The sequence below is a fragment of the Streptacidiphilus jiangxiensis genome (genome assembly GCF_900109465.1).
In the GTDB taxonomy this organism is placed as follows: Bacteria; Actinomycetota; Actinomycetes; order Streptomycetales; family Streptomycetaceae; genus Streptacidiphilus; species Streptacidiphilus jiangxiensis.
Genome location: NZ_FOAZ01000006.1, coordinates 167545 through 182186 on the forward strand (window position 1 = coordinate 167545; position 14642 = coordinate 182186).

A 14642-nucleotide genomic window follows, 5' to 3' on the forward strand; every position below is an offset into this window, starting at 1 on the left:
GGCGCAGGTGCCGGCCTCGCTCCCTCGCGCACGGTCGGCGGAAGGTGGGGGTGCAGGCATGTCCATGCCGACCGAGGGCCCGACGGCCCCACGTCTGAAGGACGTGGCGGAGCTGGCGCAGGTCTCCGTCAAGACGGTTTCCAACGTTGTCAACGGCACGACGCCGGTGGCCGAGGCGACGCGCGAGCGCGTCCAGCGGGCGATCGACGCACTCGGCTACCACCCGAACCTGACCGCCCGTCGGCTGCGCACCGGGCGCAGCGGGGTGATCGCCCTGGCCTTCCCGGAGCTGCCCTCGCCGTACTTCGCCGAGCTCGCGGTCGAGGTGATCGCGGCGGCACGAAGAGTCGGCATCACCGTGCTGATGGACGACACCGGCGGCGACCCGGCCGCCGAACTGCGTATCGCCTCCGGCCTCGGCGACCCGATGATCGACGGGGTCATCCTCAGCCCGCTCGGCCTGGACCAGGCGACGCTGCTGTCCCGCTCGCGCGAGATCCCCCTGGTCCTGCTCGGCGAGGCCGACCTCGGCCCGGTCGCGGACCGCGTCCACATCGACAACGTCGCGGGCGCCCGCGCGGTGACCCGGCACCTGATCGACGAGGGATACCGCCGGATCGCCGCCATCGGTTGGCAGGACCCCTCCCCGCGCGCCACCGCCGAGCAGCGCCTCACCGGCTTCCGCACCGCCCTGGAGGGCGCGGGCCTGACGGTCGACCAGGCCCTGCTGCCTCCGGTCCGCGCCTACTTCCGCCCCGACGGCGCGTCGGCGATGCGGCGGCTGCTGAAGCTGCCGGACCGTCCGGACGCGGTGTTCTGCTTCAACGACCTGCTGGCACTCGGCGCGCTGCGCGCCGCGCACGAGGCGGGGCTGCGGGTGCCGGACGACATCGCGATCGTCGGCTTCGACGACGTCGAGGAGGCCGAGTACGCCATCCCGTCGCTGACCACGGTGGCACCCGACAAGCGCCACATCGCCGAACTCGCGGTGCGCTGCCTGATGGAGCGGATCGAGAAGCGCTACGACGGCCCGAGCCGGCTGATCACACCGGGCTTCCGGGTGGTGGTGCGCGAGAGCAGCACCTCGGCCCGCTGAGGTCTCGTCAGAGCGCGGGCTCGGTAAGCGTCGTGGACAGCGGGCGGTCATCGGGGCCTCCCGCTCAGCGGTCCGCGCGCGGCGCGGACAGGTGCGGGAAGCGGAACTCGGTGGTGCTGCGCCGGGAGGTGCCCGGACGCAGGACCGGGTCCGGGTACCAGGGCCGGTTCGGCGCGTCGGGGAACTGCTGGGTCTCCAGGCACAGCGCGGCGTGACGCTCGTGGCGCTTGCCGTCCGGGCCGCGCAGTGAGCCGTCGAGGGCGTTGCCGCTGTACACCTGCAACCCCGGCTCGGTCGTCCAGACCTCCAACCGCCGCCCGCTGCGCGGCTCGTGCAGGCGCGCGGCGCGCCGCAGCGCGCCGGGCGCGGGCGGCGGGGTGAGCACGAAGCAGTGGTCGTAGCCGCCCGCCGCGAGCAGTTGCGGATCGTCGGCGTCGAGGCACTCCCCCACGGGACGCGGCGAGCGGAAGTCGAAGGCCGTGCCGGCGATGGTGGCGAACTCGCCGAGCGGGATCGCCTCCGCGTTCACCGGCAGGTAGGTGTCCGCGTCGACGGCGAGCCGGTGGGCGAGCACGTCGCCGCGGCCGGGCCCGCCGAGGTGGAAGTAGGCGTGATGGGTGAGGTTGACCGGGGTCGCCCGGTCGGTGCGGGAGGTGAGCTCCAGGCGCAGCGTGCCGTGCCGGTCGAGGGTGTAGACGGCGGTGACGTCGAGGGTGCCGGGGAACCCCATGTCGCCGTCGGGGCTGCGCAGGTCCAGGCGGAGCGCGGCGGCGTACGGGCCGGGCCTGGGCGTCGCCCGCCAGACCCGCCGGTTGAAGCCGTCGGGGCCGCCGTGCAGGGCGTGGCCGCGGTCGTTGACCGGCACCTGGTGGGCGCGCCCGTCGAGGGTGAACTGGCCGTGGGCGATGCGGTTGGCGTACCGGCCGACGAGCGCGCCGAGGTAGGCGCTGTCGGCACGGTAGGCGGCGAGGTCGGCGAGCCCCAGCACCACGGAGTCGGCGCGGCCGGACAGGTCGGGCACCTCCAGGCGGTGCAGGACGCCGCCGTACTCCAGCACCTCGGCGCGCACACCGGTCCCGGAGTCGAGGGTCCAGCGGGCGACGGTGGTGCCGTCCGGCAGGGCGCCGAACGGGGCGCGGGTCAGGCGTGGCTGCGGCATGGGATCCTTCACGTCCTCGGGGGCGGATGCGGGCGTCGTGCGGGTCGCCGTTCAGCCGGGCACGAGCCGGGGTTCGGCCGCCCGGGCGCGGCCCGTTGTGGACTCGCGGACCACGAGCGTGTGGCCGGGCAGGATGCGGCGGGGCACGATCGCGGCCCGGTCCGCGCCCGCGGCGCCCCCGGCGCCCGCCTCGATGCGGGCGATCAGGCAGTCGACGGCGAGCCGGGCGATGGCCGCCTTGTCGGGCGCGACGGTGGTGAGCGAGACGCCGCCGTAGCGGCCGTCCTCGATGTCGTCGAAGCCGACGACGGCCACGTCCTGCGGGACGCGCAGGCCGCGTTCGGCCAGCACCCGCAGCGCGCCGAGGGCGACCAGGTCGTTGTAGGCGAAGACGGCGTCGGGCGGTTCTGGCAGGGCCAGCAGGCGGGTCATGGCGACCGCCCCGTCCAGGCGGTCGTAGCCGTCGGTGGCGACGACCAGCTCGTCGCGCGGGGTGCCGCCGGCCCGCAGGATCTCCTCTCGCCAGCCGCGCAGTCGCAGGTGAGCAGGCTGGCGCAGGGTCTCGCGGCGGGCGCCGACGAACGCGATCCGACGCCGTCCCAGGTCCAGCAGGTGACGCACCGCCAGCCGGGCGGCGGCCACGTTGTCGATGGCGATGTGGTCGTAGGGGGCGTCGTACTCGCGCTCGCCGAGCAGCACCAGCGGCGGGCCGTCCGTGCGGCGCAGCAGGTCCTCGTTCTCCAGCTGGATCGGGCTGAGGATCAGCCCGTCGATGAGGTGGGAGCGGAAACCCTGCGAGACGAGGGTCTCGTTGGTGCGCAGCCCGGCGGTGTGGTCGAGCAGGACGGTGTGCCCGTGGTGGGCCGCGGCGTCGATGACCGCCGCGGCCAGGTCGGCGAAGTAGGGGTTGCCCAGCTCCGGGACGGCGAGGGCGATGATGCCGCTGCGTCCGGTGCGCAGGTGGCGGGCGGTGGCGTTGGGGCGGTAGCCCAGCTCGTCGATGGCGCGTTGGACGCGTTCCCTGGTCCCGGGTCGGATGTGGGGGTAGTTGTTGACGACGTTGGAGACGGTCTTGACCGACACTCCGGCGCGCAGCGCGACGTCCTTGAGGCTCACACCCACGGCTCACTCCTCCTGCCGGCCGCGGGCCAGCAGCGCCTGGACGAGCACGACCACGGCGAGGAACGCGCCGTTGACGGTGTCGGTGAACGCGGAGCCGTACTGGGAGGCGTACTGGTCGATCAGGTTGTGGATCACGGCGAGAAGCAGCACGCCGGTGACGGTCCCGCCGACGGAGCCGCTGCCGCCGGTCAGCAGGGTGCCGCCGATGACGACGGCGGCGATCGCGGTCAGCTCGTAGCCGACGCCGATGGTGGTGACCCCGGAGCCGAGCCGGGCGCTGCCCAGCGCCCCGGCCGCGGCGGCGAGGGTCGCGGACAGGACGTGGACGAGCAGCTTGGTGCGGGCGACGGGCAGGCCCATCAGCCGGGCGGCGTTCTCGTTGCCGCCGATGGCGGTCAGGTCGGCGCCGAACCTGGTCCGGGTCAGCAGCACCGCGCCGAGCCCGAACAGGGCGGCGACGATCAGCACGGGCGTCCAGGTGCCCGCGCCCAGGCTGCGGAAGGCGGAGCCGGGCGGGACGAGGTAGGTGGTGGCGCCCTCGTCGGTGACCAGTTGCAGCAGCCCGCGCGCGCCGAGCAGCCCGGCGAGCGTGACGATGAACGGGGCCATTCCGGCCCGGGAGACGAGCAGCCCCTGCACGGTTCCCCAGGCGGCGCCCACGGCGAGCGGCAGCACGATCGCGAGCCAGGTGCCGTGCGTCTGCGCGCCGTAGGCGGCGAGTACCCCGCCGAGCGCGTACATCGAGCCGACGGAGAGGTCGATGCCGCCGGTGATGATGACGAAGGTCATGCCGAGGGCCAACAGCCACACGAAGGCGTCGTTACCGAGGATGGCACTGACGTTGGACCAGGTCGGGAAGGTGGCCGAGACCATCGACGCGACGGCCGCGACGAGCGCCAGCACCACCAGCGCGCCGCGCCGCTGCACCTGGGCGGCCAGCCGCTCGCGTCGCTCGCGTCCGACGGACCCGGCACCGCCGGTGGTCCGGCGCGGCTCCGGCTCCGGCCCCCGGTCCGGGACGGCGGAGGTCAGCACGGTGGGGCTCATCGGGTACCACGCTCCTGGGAGGCGTACACGGCGAAGCAGATGATGGCGGCCTCGACGATCTGGGTGATGGAGGTGTGCACGTTGTGCTGCGTCAGCACGGCGCTGATCAGCTGCATGAACAGCGCCCCGGCGACGGTGCCGAGCACCCGCACCCGGCCGCCGGTCAGCGGCGTGCCGCCGACCACGACGGCGGTGATGGCGTCGAGCTCCATGTTCAGGCCCTGGTTGGCCGGGTCGGCCTCGGCGCCGTGGCCGACGATCAGCGCGCCCGCGAGGGCGGCCAGCACGCCGGAGAGCAGGTAGACGGTGATCAGCACCCGCCGCACCGGCAGCCCGGACAGCCGGGCCGCACGGCGGTTGTCGCCGACGGCGACCAACTGGCGCCCGAAGGTGGTCCGGTGGACCAGCGTGCCGGTGAGCGCGACGCAGCCGGCGGCGATCCAGGCCATCAGCGGCACGCCGGCGAAGCCGTCGGCGCCGAGCGAGAGCAGCCCGCTGTCGGTGACGGGCTTGGCGGAGTCGCCGTTGACCAGTTCCGCGATCCCCCGCACGCCGATCATCAGCGCGAGGGTGGCCACGATCGGCTGCACCTTGGTGAAGGCGACCATGGCCCCGGCGGCCAGCCCGCTGACCGCACCGAGCGCGAGGGCCACCACGAGCGCGACGGGCAGTCCCCAGCCGATGTAGAGCGGGATGACCGCCGCGGACACGGCGATCACCGCACCGACGGACAGGTCGATGCCCTCGGTGCCGATCACCAGCGCCATGCCGAGCGCGACCACCAGTGTCGGGGCGACCTGGAAGAGCTGGATGCGGAGGTTGCCGGTGGACAGGAAGCCGGTGTCCAGGGCCACGGAGACCGCGAACAGCACGAGCAGGGCGGCGTAGACGCCGTACTGCTGGAGCAGTCGCAGGCTGCGGTCCCGGTCGGGGACGACGCCGGCGAGGCCGAGGGCGCTCATCGTGCGGTGCCTTTCTCGTCGCCGGAGTCGGTTCCGGTCGCGGTGTCGGACGCGGGCTGGGGCACGGACTCGGGCACGATCCCGGGGCCGGGCTCAGGATCGGGATCGGGACCGGGCTCGGGCTCGGGCACCGGGCCGCACTCGTCGGCCGGGTGGTGCGACAGCGCGGCGAGCAGCCCCTCCTCGCTGACCTGCTCTCCCGTCAGCTCGCCCACGACCGCGCCGTCCTTGAGGACGACCACCCGGTCCGAGCCCTCGATCAGCTCCTCGGGGTCGGAGGAGATGAGCAGCACCCCGAGCCCGTCCGAGGCCAGCTCGTCGATCAGGGCCTGCACCTCGGCCTTGGCGCCGACGTCGATGCCGCGGGTCGGCTCGTCGAGCAGCAGCACCTCGGGATCCAGGCAGAGCCAGCGGGCCAGCAACACCTTCTGCTGGTTGCCGCCGGAGAGGTCACTGACCTTCTGATCGGGGCCGGAGGTCTTGATCCGCAGCCGCTGGACGAAGCGGTCGACGATCTCGTCCTGGCGGGCGCGGGAGACGATGCCCGCGCGCGAGAGCGTGGGCAGGGCGGCGAGCACGATGTTCTCGCGCACGGACAGGTTCGGGACGATCCCCTCGACCTTGCGGTCCTCCGGCAGCAGCACGACGCCGGCCCGGATCGCGGCGGCCGGGCTGCGCCGGGCCAGCGGCCGACCGGCCACTTCGACGCTGCCCGCCCCTGCGCCCAGCGCGCCGACCACCGCCTTCGCGGTCTCGCTGCGCCCCGCGCCGAGCAGGCCGCCGAGGCCGACGACCTCACCGGGGTGCACGTCGAACGAGACGTCGTGCACCCGGTGGCGGACCGACAGACCCCGGGCGCGCAGCGCGGGGGTCCCGCCCGCGCGGCTGCGACGCCCGGCGCCGAACGCGGTGGTGCCCTTGTCCCGCACCACGCTCTGCTCCCGGCCGAGCATCAGCGAGACCAGTTCCAGCCGGTCCAGCCCGGCCAGTTCGCCGCTGTGCACGACCCGGCCGTCGCGCAGCACGGTGACCCGGTCGCAGATCGCGTAGAGCTCGTCCAGGCGGTGGCTGACGTAGACGACGGCGATGCCTCGTGCGGTCAGGCCGCGGATGACGGAGAACAGGGTCTCCACCTCGCGCGGTTCGAGCGACGAGGTGGGCTCGTCCATGATGACCACGCGCGCCTCGACCTGCACGGCCCGGGCCAGCGCCACCATCTGCTGGGCGCCCAGGCCGAGCGTCTGCAGCGGGCGGGTCACGTCCACCTCGACGCCGTACTCGGCCAGCACCCGCCCCGCCTCGCGGTTCATCCGGCGCACGTCGAGCAGGCCGAAGCGGCGCGGCTCGCGGCCCAGGAAGAGGTTGCGCGCCACCGACATCATCGGGACGAGGTTGACCTCCTGGTAGATGGTCGAGATCCCCGCCTTCTGCGCCTCCGACGGGCTGCGGAACTCCCGCTCCTGCCCGCCGAAGCGCAGCCGGCCGGCGTCGGGCCGGTGGACGCCCGTGATCACCTTGATCAGCGTGGACTTGCCGGCGCCGTTCTCGCCGATGAGCGCGTGGACCTGCCCGGCGTGCAGCGTCAGGTCCACGCCGCGCAGGGCGTGGACCCCGGCGAAGCTCTTGCCGATCCCGGCCGTCTCAAGGACGGTGCGGTCCGTCGGGACCATGTCGTTCCTCCTCCTTCGGGTCGGGCGCGGGGAGACGGCGGCGCCGCGGTGCGGACGCCGTCTCCCGACGCGCGGGCGGACGGGACGTCAGTAGACGAGGCCCTGGGCCAGGGCCTGCTGGGCGTTGGCCGAGGTGAAGTGGTTGTCCTTGATGATCACCTTGGGCTGGACGCCGGCTCCGCCGTAGAGGTCCTGGAGGGACTGGAAGGCGAGCGGGCCGAAGCGCGGGTTGGTCTCGATGTCGGCGGCGATCTGACCGCTCGCCACGTCCTGGACGGCCTGCTGGATCCCGTCGATGGAAACGATCTTGATGTCCTTGCCGGGGACCTTGCCCGCGGCGCGGATCGCCTGCATCGCCCCGAGCGCCATGCCGTCGTTCTCGGCGTACACGGCGGTGATCTCAGGGTGGGCCTGGAGCAGCTGCTCCATCACCTTCTGCCCGGTGGTCTGGTCGAAGTCGGCCGTCTGCGAGGCCACCACCGACAGCCCCGGGTACTTGGCGGCGATCTCGTCGGTGAAGCCCTTGGTGCGGTCAGCGGAGACGTTGTTGCCGGGGGTGCCCTGGAGGATGGCGACCTTGGCGGTACCACCGGTGGCGACAGCCACGTCGTCGGCGGCTGTCTGCGCCTGGCCGTAGAAGTTCGAGCCGATGAAGGCCACAAAGTCGCTGCAGGCGGTGCCAGTGACGGTTCTGTCGATGGTGAGCACCGGGATCTTCTTGGACTTGGCCTCGGCCAGTGCGGGCCCGAGCCCGGCGGAGTTCTCCGGCGCCACGATCAGCACCTGGGCGCCCTGCGCGATCATGTCCTCGATCTGTGAGTTCTGCGCGTTGACGTCGGCGTTCGCGTTGCGCTCGATCAGCTTGACGCCGAGCCGCTTGGCCTCGGCCTCGATGCTCGAGGTCTCGGTGGCGCGGAAGGGGTTGCTGGTGGACTCGGACTGGGAGAACCCGACGATCGTCTTCCCGTCGGTGATGTCCAGCTTGGGCACGCCACCGGCGTAGCTCTGGTAGGTGCAGCCGGGTCCGGCGGCGCTCGCGGAGGGCGGGACGACCTGCTGGGCGGCCGCGGAGTTCGCGGCGGAGGCGCTGGTGCCGCCGGTGGCGGTCGTGGAGCCGGCGTTGGTGCAGGCCGCGGCACCGAGGCAGAGGCCTGCCGCGAGCAGTGCGGCGACGGGGGTCTTGGCGCGCAGGGTGGGATTCATGCGCCCGATCACATCCTTGGCTGCGAGAGGGAAGGGTGGAGGAGGTGCGCGAGGACACGACGGCGGCTGACGACTACCCGCCGGTTTCCAACGATGTAGAGGACGATGAGGCAAGGCTCGACGGGCTGTCAAGAAGTCTGCTGCGAAGGGTGATTGCCCATCACCGCACGCCCGATCCTCGAAGCCCAGGCATTTGCGCACGTCAGCAGTTGGACGAACTGTGCTTGTGCAACAGGTCAGTGACACGAGGTCTGGACAACTCCGAAGCGGCATGCTGTCCTGCTCCTGCTCGGTTTCCAACGTTGTGCAGACGTCCTGACCCTCCCGGGGGCGTCCGCCCACAACGGAAGGGGCGGGGTGCGCAGTTTGCGCACCCCGCCCCTGGTCCCGGACTGCCGCGGACGGCGTGTCAGGACTTCGGCATCAGCACGGTGTCGACGATGTAGACGGTCGCGTTGGCCGTGTGGACGTCACCGCAGACCACCATGGAGGTGCCGTTGACGGTGAACTGCTCGCCGGAGCCGGTGACCGTCAGGTCGCTGCCCTCCAGCGTCTTGTGCGTGCCCGCGAGTTGGCTCGGGCTGAGCTGTCCCGGCACGACGTGGTAGGTGAGGATCTTGGTGAGTTCCGCCTTGTTGTTCAGCACCGAGTCGAGCGTGGCCGTCGGGATCTTCGCGAAGGCGGCGTTGGCCGGCGCGAACACGGTGATGTCCTTGGCCGAGTTGAGGGTGTCGGTCAGCCCCGCCTTCTCCACGGCGGTGACCAGTGTCGACAGCGCCGGGTTGTGCGAGGCGGCGGTGGCCACCGGGTCCTGGGCCATCCCGGAGAAGCTGCCAGGTCCGCTGCTCGGTACGGCGGAGCAGGCCGCGCCGAACGGCTCCGCCATCGCGGCACCGGACATCGTCCCGCTGCTGGTGGCGGCGGACGAGGCCGGGGCGTTGACGGCGTTGCTGGTGGAGCTCCCGCTGCTGCAGGCGGAGAGGGTGACGGCGAGGATGCCGGCCGCGGCGGCGGCGGCGAGTGCGGTGGCCTTGGAGGTCACAGCCATGGGGATCACGTCCTTGTCCGGTTGGTTGTCGATGGTCAGGTCACGGTGACGACGGTGCTGTGCCAGCCCGTCGCGCCGGCCGGGAAGGGTGGGTTGCGGGTCTGCGGCTGCACCGCGCCGGTGCCGTCGGTCGCGCGGACCTCGAGGGTGTGCGGCCCCTGCCCGGTCGCGTCCCAGGTCCAGCTCCACTGGCGCCAGGTGTCGGGGCCGAGGTCGGCGGCCAGGCGCGCCTCCTGCCACGGGCCGCCGTCGTCGCGCACCTCGACGGCCGCCACGCCCCGGTGGGTGGCCCAGGCGGTGCCCGCGACGGTCACCGGCCCGGCCGGAACCTGGGCGAACGGGGCGGGCACCTCGATCCGCGAGGCGGTCCGCACCAGCCCGGTGCGGTCCCAGCCGCGGTGGACCCAGTAGGGGTCGAGTGCGGCGAAGGTGGTGATCTCGAGGTCGACCAGCCACTTGGTGGCCGAGGTGTAGCCGTACAGGCCGGGCACCAGGGACCGGCAGGGGAAGCCGTGGGCGACGGGGAGCGGCTCGCCGTTCATGCCCACCGCGAGCAGCGCCGGGCGGCCGTCGAGCAGCAGGTCGATCGGGGTGCCGATGGTCATGCCGTCGGCGGACCGGCCCACGAGTTGCTGCGCCCCGCGCTGGACGCCCGCCGCGCGCAAGAGGTCCGGGAGCGAGGCGCCGAGCCAGCGGGCGGTGCCGACGTACGGGCCGCCGACCTCGTTGGAGACGCAGGAGAGGGTGTAGTCCAGCTCGTGCAGGGGGCGCCTGAGCAGGTCGTCGAAGGAGAGCTCCACGGGGTGGTCGACCATCCCGTGGACGCGCAGCCTCCATGTGGACGGCGGTACCTGGGGCAGCGTCAGGGCGGTGTCGACGCGGAAGAAGTCGCCGTTCGGCGTGGTGAACGCGCTCAGCCCGGCCACGGGCGGGTGCACGGCGGCGGGCACCGGCGGCAGGGCCGCGACGGGCGCCGGGAGCCGCAGGGCGGCTCGGGCCTTCGCGACGTTGTAGCGGGCGGCGGTGAGGGCCCGCGCGGCGGTCTCGGCGACCGCCGCCCCGGCCACGGTGGCGGCCAGCGCCACCAGGAACCCGCGTCGGCCCATGCCGCGCGGCGCGGGCCCGGCGGGCTTGTGGGTCCCGGTCGGTGGGGTGGCCTCAGTCGCGCGCGGGGTCCCGGCCAAGGGCGGACCCACGAGTGAGGGCCCGGCCTCGGCGGACGGCGCGGCCCCCGGCAAGGGCGGACCCTCCGGCCTGGGCACTGCCACGTTCGCCGAGGCTCCGGTCCGCTGCGGTCCGCCGGGTTCGCGCCGCCGCGTGCTTCCCGGGCGGGCGAGGCGGACGAGGAGCACCAGAACGCCCGCGCCCGCGAGCCCGGCGAGAGCCGACGGCAGCAGTGCCGCGTCGCGGGAGGCCGCCGCCCACATCCCGAGCCCGGCGAAGAGCGCGAAGACCGCGACGCCCGCCCACAGCCGGCGCAGCGCGAGCACTCCGGCCGCCACGGCGAGCAGCGCCATCGTCGCGTAGATCCCGCTCAGCAGCACGGTCTTGTCGTGGGTGCCGAAGTGCTGGACGGCCCAGTCCTTGAGCGGCGTCGGCGTCAGGTCGATTGCCGCCGAGCCGACGGAGAGCACCGGAGCGCTCGCGGGCCCGGTGAACGCGGCCACGAGGTCACCCACGGCCAGGGCCGCCGCGGCCGCCCCCAGGCCGATCGCGGCTCCCGTCACAGCGGTGCGAAGTACGTTCACACCCTTGATTCGGTCCCGGGCGCCGACCGGATGGGTCGATCCGCGATTGCGGACGCCTTTCACCCGTCCGAGGGAGGCGTCGGCCCCGAATACCGAGTGCCTGTGCGAGCGAGGGAAGCGAGGCGAGACCGATGGCGAACAAGACCCCCACGCTGCGCTGCGAGCTGACCGCCGTCCTGATCACCGGGCCGTGCCGGCCGGCCCGTCTGGACCTGCGCTACGACCCCGACGAGGGCTTCACGGTCGTGCTGCGCATCCGCGCCGCGATCGAGGCCACCGAGCCGCTGCCGACCCTCTGGCGGCTCTCCCGGGACCTGCTGGACGAGGGCCTGCACGTGCCGACCGGGATCGGCGACGTCCGCGTCCGGCCGCTCTCCGACGACTGGACCCTGATCGAGCGGCTCGCGCCCGACGTCCGCGCCGTTCTCGTCGTCGGCGCCGCCGACCTGCGCCACTTCCTCGGCGAGACCTTCCGCCTGGTGCCACGCGGAGAGGACGGCTGCACCGTCGACTGGGACGCGGCCCTGCGCTCCCTGGAGGCCTGAGCCGCGCCCTTGCCCCTCACGCTCACCAGGATCAGCAACCTTTGGTTGCACATCGCTGTCGCCCGACCTACAGTGATAAGCAACCAAAGGTTGCACGAGCGAGGAGCAGGGCGATGGAGTACGGCAGCATCGAGCGGGAGATCCATGTCGAGGCCTCACCCGAGGTGGTCTACGAGGTGGTGAGCACGCCGGAGCACCTGGCCGCCTGGTGGCCGGACGAGGTCGAGATGGAGCCGGTGCCCGGAGCCACCGGGATGCTCGCCTTCGGCGACAGCGCCTCGCCGGACCGGCACGTCGAACCGCTCACGGTCGTCGAGGCGGACCCACCCCGGCGGTTCTCGTTCCGGTGGGTCTACGACGAGGGTGTGACCGCCGCCCCCGGCAACTCGCTCCTGATCACCTTCGACCTGGTCCCCACCGACGCGGGCACGCTGCTGCGCATGACGGAGTCCGGCTTCCGCGAGAAGGGCTGGGAGGCCGCCGTGCTGGAGGCGCAGTACCGCGACCACGCCAGCGCCTGGGACTACTACCTGGCGCGCCTGGCCCCCTACGTCGCCAAGCTGGTGTCGGCGCCGTGAGCACCGTCATCGACGACGAGCTGTGGTCCGCCGTCGGCGACCCGATCCGCCGCCGGATGCTGGACCTGCTGCTCGCCGACGGCCGCGGCACCGCGACCACGCTCAGCGAGCAACTGCCCGTGACCCGCCAGGCCGTCGCCAAGCACCTCGGCGTGCTGGACCGCGCGGGGCTGGTGCACGGCACGGCCTCCGGCCGGGAGCGGATATACGCCGTCGACGAGGCGCAGTTCGCCCGTGCGGTGGCGCAACTCGCCTCCGTCGGCGCCGCCTGGGACGCACGCCTGCGTCGCATCAGGACCATCGCCGAGGCGATCCAGCGCACCCGCGACGCCCGGCCCCCGACCGACCCGAGCTGAAACGGGTTCAAGGATTCAAAGGAGTACTGACATGGTGGACATCCTGCACAGGATCGGCGTGGTCTCGTCCCCCGAGCGCCTCTACGACGCGCTGACCACGGTGGACGGGCTGGCAGCCTGGTGGACCGAGGAGACCACGGGCGAGGGCGAGCCGGGCGGCGAGTTGCAGTTCCGCTTCGCCCAGGGCGGTTTCGACATGAAGGTCCTGGAGACGCGACCCAAGGAGCTCGTGCTCTGGGAGGTCGTCGACGGGCCGGAGGAGTGGGTCGGCACGCGCGTGCGCTTCGACCTCAAGGTGGCCGGTGACTACACCATCGTGCTGTTCCGGCACGAGGGTTGGCGCGAGCCGGTGGAGTTCATGTACCACTGCAGCACCAAGTGGGGCACGTTCCTGATGAGCCTCAAGAAGCTGCTGGAGACCGGCACGGGCGACCCGGCCCCGCGCGACGTCCAGATCAGCGACTGGCACTGAGGCCCGCAGGTCCACGGCCTGCACGCCGACGCCCACGGCAGCAGCGGTGAGCCGTTCGAGGCCATCGTCATCGCCCACCTCACCGGCGGCCTCAGGCGGACTGATGCCCGACTCGCTGCCCGGGTGCCTTCGTGGCGCCCGGGCAGCGTGCCGACCCCTGCCGGGTGACGGCCGGTGAGGCGGTATTCGATTGCCGCGCCTCGGACGGTTCTGCGAGGCTCGGCCACATGTTCTCGCGACGCAACCGCCGTGACTCGTCCGCCGATTCCGCCACCCAGCCCCCCGCTCGGCCCGACTTCTCCACACCCGAGGTGGCCGAGGCGTGGGCGAAGCTCGACGCCGGGGACGTCCCCGGCGCACTGCGCGGCCTGCGGGCCTGCGCGCAGAGCGCGCCGCTCGGCGAGATCGCCGTGGTGACCGGGCGGGCCGCCGCGACCACCGGCTTCGACGACCTGCGCGACGCCGCGGCCAAGGTCGTCGCCGAGCCGGAGGACGGCTCCGCCCTCTACGACTTCGGATACGCGTGCATCGAGCGCGGCATCGGCTACCTCGCGATCCCCGCGCTGCGCGCGGTCGTCCGGACCCACCCGCAGGCACTCGGCCCGCGCCGCGAGCTCGTCGCCGCCTACGAGGACCAGGACCGCCACGGCGAGGCCGTGGACCTGCTGCTGGCGCACGAAGCCGACCTGGACGACTGGCCGGACCGCTACCTGCTGGTGTTCAACGCCGTCACCTCCGGCCGACTCGACCTCGCGGAGGAGCAGTTCGCCAAGCTCGGTGCCCCCGACGAGGAGATGTGGGAGCCGGTCCACGCACGGCTCGGCCGGGTCATGGCCCGCGCCGCCGCGGTACGGGGCACGGGCGCGTCCCCGCTGGACCCGGACGACCTGCGCGGCTGGCAGTACGTGCTGCGCGGCTCGCTGCTCGGACACCTCTCGCCGTTCGGCTTCGACGCCGGCATGCGCGGCCGCTACGCCTACGTGCAGGACTCCTACGACACCTGCCGCGCCGGCATCGAGCGGCTGAGCCTGGCCCTGGAGGCCACCGGGCAGCGGCCGACGACCGTCTCGCTGCTCCCCGACCGGGCCAGCCGGATCCTCGGCCTGGCGGCGGCCGAGCTGCTGGGCCTGCCGGCGGTGCCGTTCGAGCCCGCCCGCGAGCAGACGGTCGTGGTGGCCTACGACCTGAGCGAGCTGTTGGCCCCGGAGGCGCCCGACGCCTGCCTGGAGGCGCTGCGCGCACTCGTCTCCCGCACGCCGGGCCAGGTCCTGCACGAGCACGCCAGTTGCTGGACGGACACCCCGCCGGTGACCGCGGACTCCGTGGGCCTGCTGGCGCAGACGGTCGTCGCGCCGTGGGGCGAGCGGCTCCAGGGCCGCGCCGACCACTCCGGCGTGGACCGCCTCCCGGCCGACGCCCGGCCGGAGGCGGAGCTCGCCGCCGAGATCGTCTCCGCGTCCGCCGAGCCCGACCAGGGCGACGGCGCCACCCCGCCCGACCCGGACACCGCGTTCGCGTCCTTCGCCGCCGCCCTGGCCCCCACCTGGCTCCAGGGCCGCCGCGACCGCGTCCGCGCCATGGGCCCGGTCCCCAGCTCCCGCTTCGCCTGACGGCGGCGCGGGCGTTCCGGCCCGAC

General features: G+C 73.4%; 14 protein-coding genes. 6 read left to right on the forward strand and 8 right to left on the reverse strand.

The genetic code is table 11. The features are described 5' to 3' along the window. Positions 1-58 precede the first annotated feature (58 nt). Positions 59-1096 (forward strand): LacI family DNA-binding transcriptional regulator, encoded by a 1038-nt coding sequence (locus BMY61_RS13965; RefSeq protein WP_236655996.1) that lies wholly within the window; start codon positions 59-61, stop codon positions 1094-1096. 64 nt (positions 1097-1160) lie between these two features. Here BMY61_RS13965 and BMY61_RS13970 read toward each other — a convergent pair whose 3' ends face one another. From BMY61_RS13970 to BMY61_RS14005, 8 genes are all read right to left on the reverse strand, one after another. Then, a complete protein-coding gene (locus BMY61_RS13970; protein ID WP_042447175.1) occupies positions 1161-2255 on the reverse strand; it encodes an aldose epimerase family protein in 1095 nt (364 codons plus the stop codon). 51 nt (positions 2256-2306) lie between these two features. After that, positions 2307-3377, reverse strand: a complete 1071-nt coding sequence (locus BMY61_RS13975) for a LacI family DNA-binding transcriptional regulator (protein ID WP_042447173.1) — start codon at positions 3375-3377, stop codon at positions 2307-2309. A 3-nt stretch (positions 3378-3380) separates the two neighbouring features. Next, entirely contained in the window at positions 3381-4424 is a 1044-nt protein-coding gene (locus BMY61_RS13980) for an ABC transporter permease (protein ID WP_082014990.1), read from the reverse strand. Then, on the reverse strand, positions 4421-5386 hold the full coding sequence (locus BMY61_RS13985) for an ABC transporter permease (RefSeq protein WP_042447171.1): 966 nt from the start codon (positions 5384-5386) through the stop codon (positions 4421-4423). The genes BMY61_RS13980 and BMY61_RS13985 overlap by 4 nt, the downstream gene beginning before the upstream one ends. Continuing rightward, positions 5383-7056 (reverse strand): sugar ABC transporter ATP-binding protein, encoded by a 1674-nt coding sequence (locus BMY61_RS13990; protein WP_042447170.1) that lies wholly within the window; start codon positions 7054-7056, stop codon positions 5383-5385. Before BMY61_RS13990 ends, BMY61_RS13985 begins: the two co-directional genes overlap by 4 nt. A gap of 87 nt (positions 7057-7143) precedes the next feature. Beyond that, a complete protein-coding gene (locus BMY61_RS13995) occupies positions 7144-8259 on the reverse strand; it encodes an ABC transporter substrate-binding protein (protein WP_042447168.1) in 1116 nt (371 codons plus the stop codon). Positions 8260-8668: 409 nt separating this feature from the next. Beyond that, on the reverse strand, positions 8669-9307 hold the full coding sequence (locus BMY61_RS14000) for a fasciclin domain-containing protein (protein ID WP_174514493.1): 639 nt from the start codon (positions 9305-9307) through the stop codon (positions 8669-8671). Between the two features lie 35 nt (positions 9308-9342). Continuing rightward, complete coding sequence (locus BMY61_RS14005) at positions 9343-11055, reverse strand: molybdopterin-dependent oxidoreductase (RefSeq protein WP_236655995.1); 1713 nt, start codon at positions 11053-11055, stop codon at positions 9343-9345. Positions 11056-11186: 131 nt separating this feature from the next. Between BMY61_RS14005 and BMY61_RS14010 the strand changes: the two genes are divergently transcribed. The 5 genes from BMY61_RS14010 to BMY61_RS14030 all read left to right on the forward strand — a co-directional run bounded on the left by BMY61_RS14010 (position 11187) and on the right by BMY61_RS14030 (position 14616). Further along, a complete protein-coding gene (locus BMY61_RS14010) occupies positions 11187-11600 on the forward strand; it encodes an SsgA family sporulation/cell division regulator (RefSeq protein WP_052438656.1) in 414 nt (137 codons plus the stop codon). A gap of 113 nt (positions 11601-11713) precedes the next feature. Next, entirely contained in the window at positions 11714-12178 is a 465-nt protein-coding gene (locus BMY61_RS14015; protein ID WP_042447167.1) for an SRPBCC family protein, read from the forward strand. Then, a complete protein-coding gene (locus tag BMY61_RS14020) occupies positions 12175-12534 on the forward strand; it encodes an ArsR/SmtB family transcription factor (RefSeq protein WP_042447165.1) in 360 nt (119 codons plus the stop codon). Before BMY61_RS14015 ends, BMY61_RS14020 begins: the two co-directional genes overlap by 4 nt. Before the next feature lie 31 nt (positions 12535-12565). After that, positions 12566-13006, forward strand: a complete 441-nt coding sequence (locus BMY61_RS14025; RefSeq protein ID WP_075003900.1) for an SRPBCC family protein — start codon at positions 12566-12568, stop codon at positions 13004-13006. A gap of 227 nt (positions 13007-13233) precedes the next feature. After that, entirely contained in the window at positions 13234-14616 is a 1383-nt protein-coding gene (locus tag BMY61_RS14030; RefSeq protein WP_042447164.1) for a hypothetical protein, read from the forward strand. Positions 14617-14642: the final 26 nt, after the last annotated feature.

What these genes read in the sequence shown, in the direction of transcription:
- BMY61_RS13965 (WP_236655996.1), top strand. Translation starts at nt 59, where the DNA reads ATGTCCATGCCGACCGAGGGCCCGACGGCCCCACGTCTGAAGGACGTG.
- BMY61_RS13970 (WP_042447175.1), bottom strand. Translation starts at nt 2,255, where the DNA reads ATGCCGCAGCCACGCCTGACCCGCGCCCCGTTCGGCGCCCTGCCGGAC.
- BMY61_RS14000 (WP_174514493.1), bottom strand. Translation starts at nt 9,307, where the DNA reads ATGGCTGTGACCTCCAAGGCCACCGCACTCGCCGCCGCCGCCGCGGCC.
- BMY61_RS13985 (WP_042447171.1), bottom strand. Translation starts at nt 5,386, where the DNA reads ATGAGCGCCCTCGGCCTCGCCGGCGTCGTCCCCGACCGGGACCGCAGC.
- BMY61_RS14010 (WP_052438656.1), top strand. Translation starts at nt 11,187, where the DNA reads ATGGCGAACAAGACCCCCACGCTGCGCTGCGAGCTGACCGCCGTCCTG.
- BMY61_RS14015 (WP_042447167.1), top strand. Translation starts at nt 11,714, where the DNA reads ATGGAGTACGGCAGCATCGAGCGGGAGATCCATGTCGAGGCCTCACCC.
- BMY61_RS14025 (WP_075003900.1), top strand. Translation starts at nt 12,566, where the DNA reads ATGGTGGACATCCTGCACAGGATCGGCGTGGTCTCGTCCCCCGAGCGC.
- BMY61_RS14030 (WP_042447164.1), top strand. Translation starts at nt 13,234, where the DNA reads ATGTTCTCGCGACGCAACCGCCGTGACTCGTCCGCCGATTCCGCCACC.
- BMY61_RS13980 (WP_082014990.1), bottom strand. Translation starts at nt 4,424, where the DNA reads ATGAGCCCCACCGTGCTGACCTCCGCCGTCCCGGACCGGGGGCCGGAG.
- BMY61_RS13995 (WP_042447168.1), bottom strand. Translation starts at nt 8,259, where the DNA reads ATGAATCCCACCCTGCGCGCCAAGACCCCCGTCGCCGCACTGCTCGCG.
- BMY61_RS13990 (WP_042447170.1), bottom strand. Translation starts at nt 7,056, where the DNA reads ATGGTCCCGACGGACCGCACCGTCCTTGAGACGGCCGGGATCGGCAAG.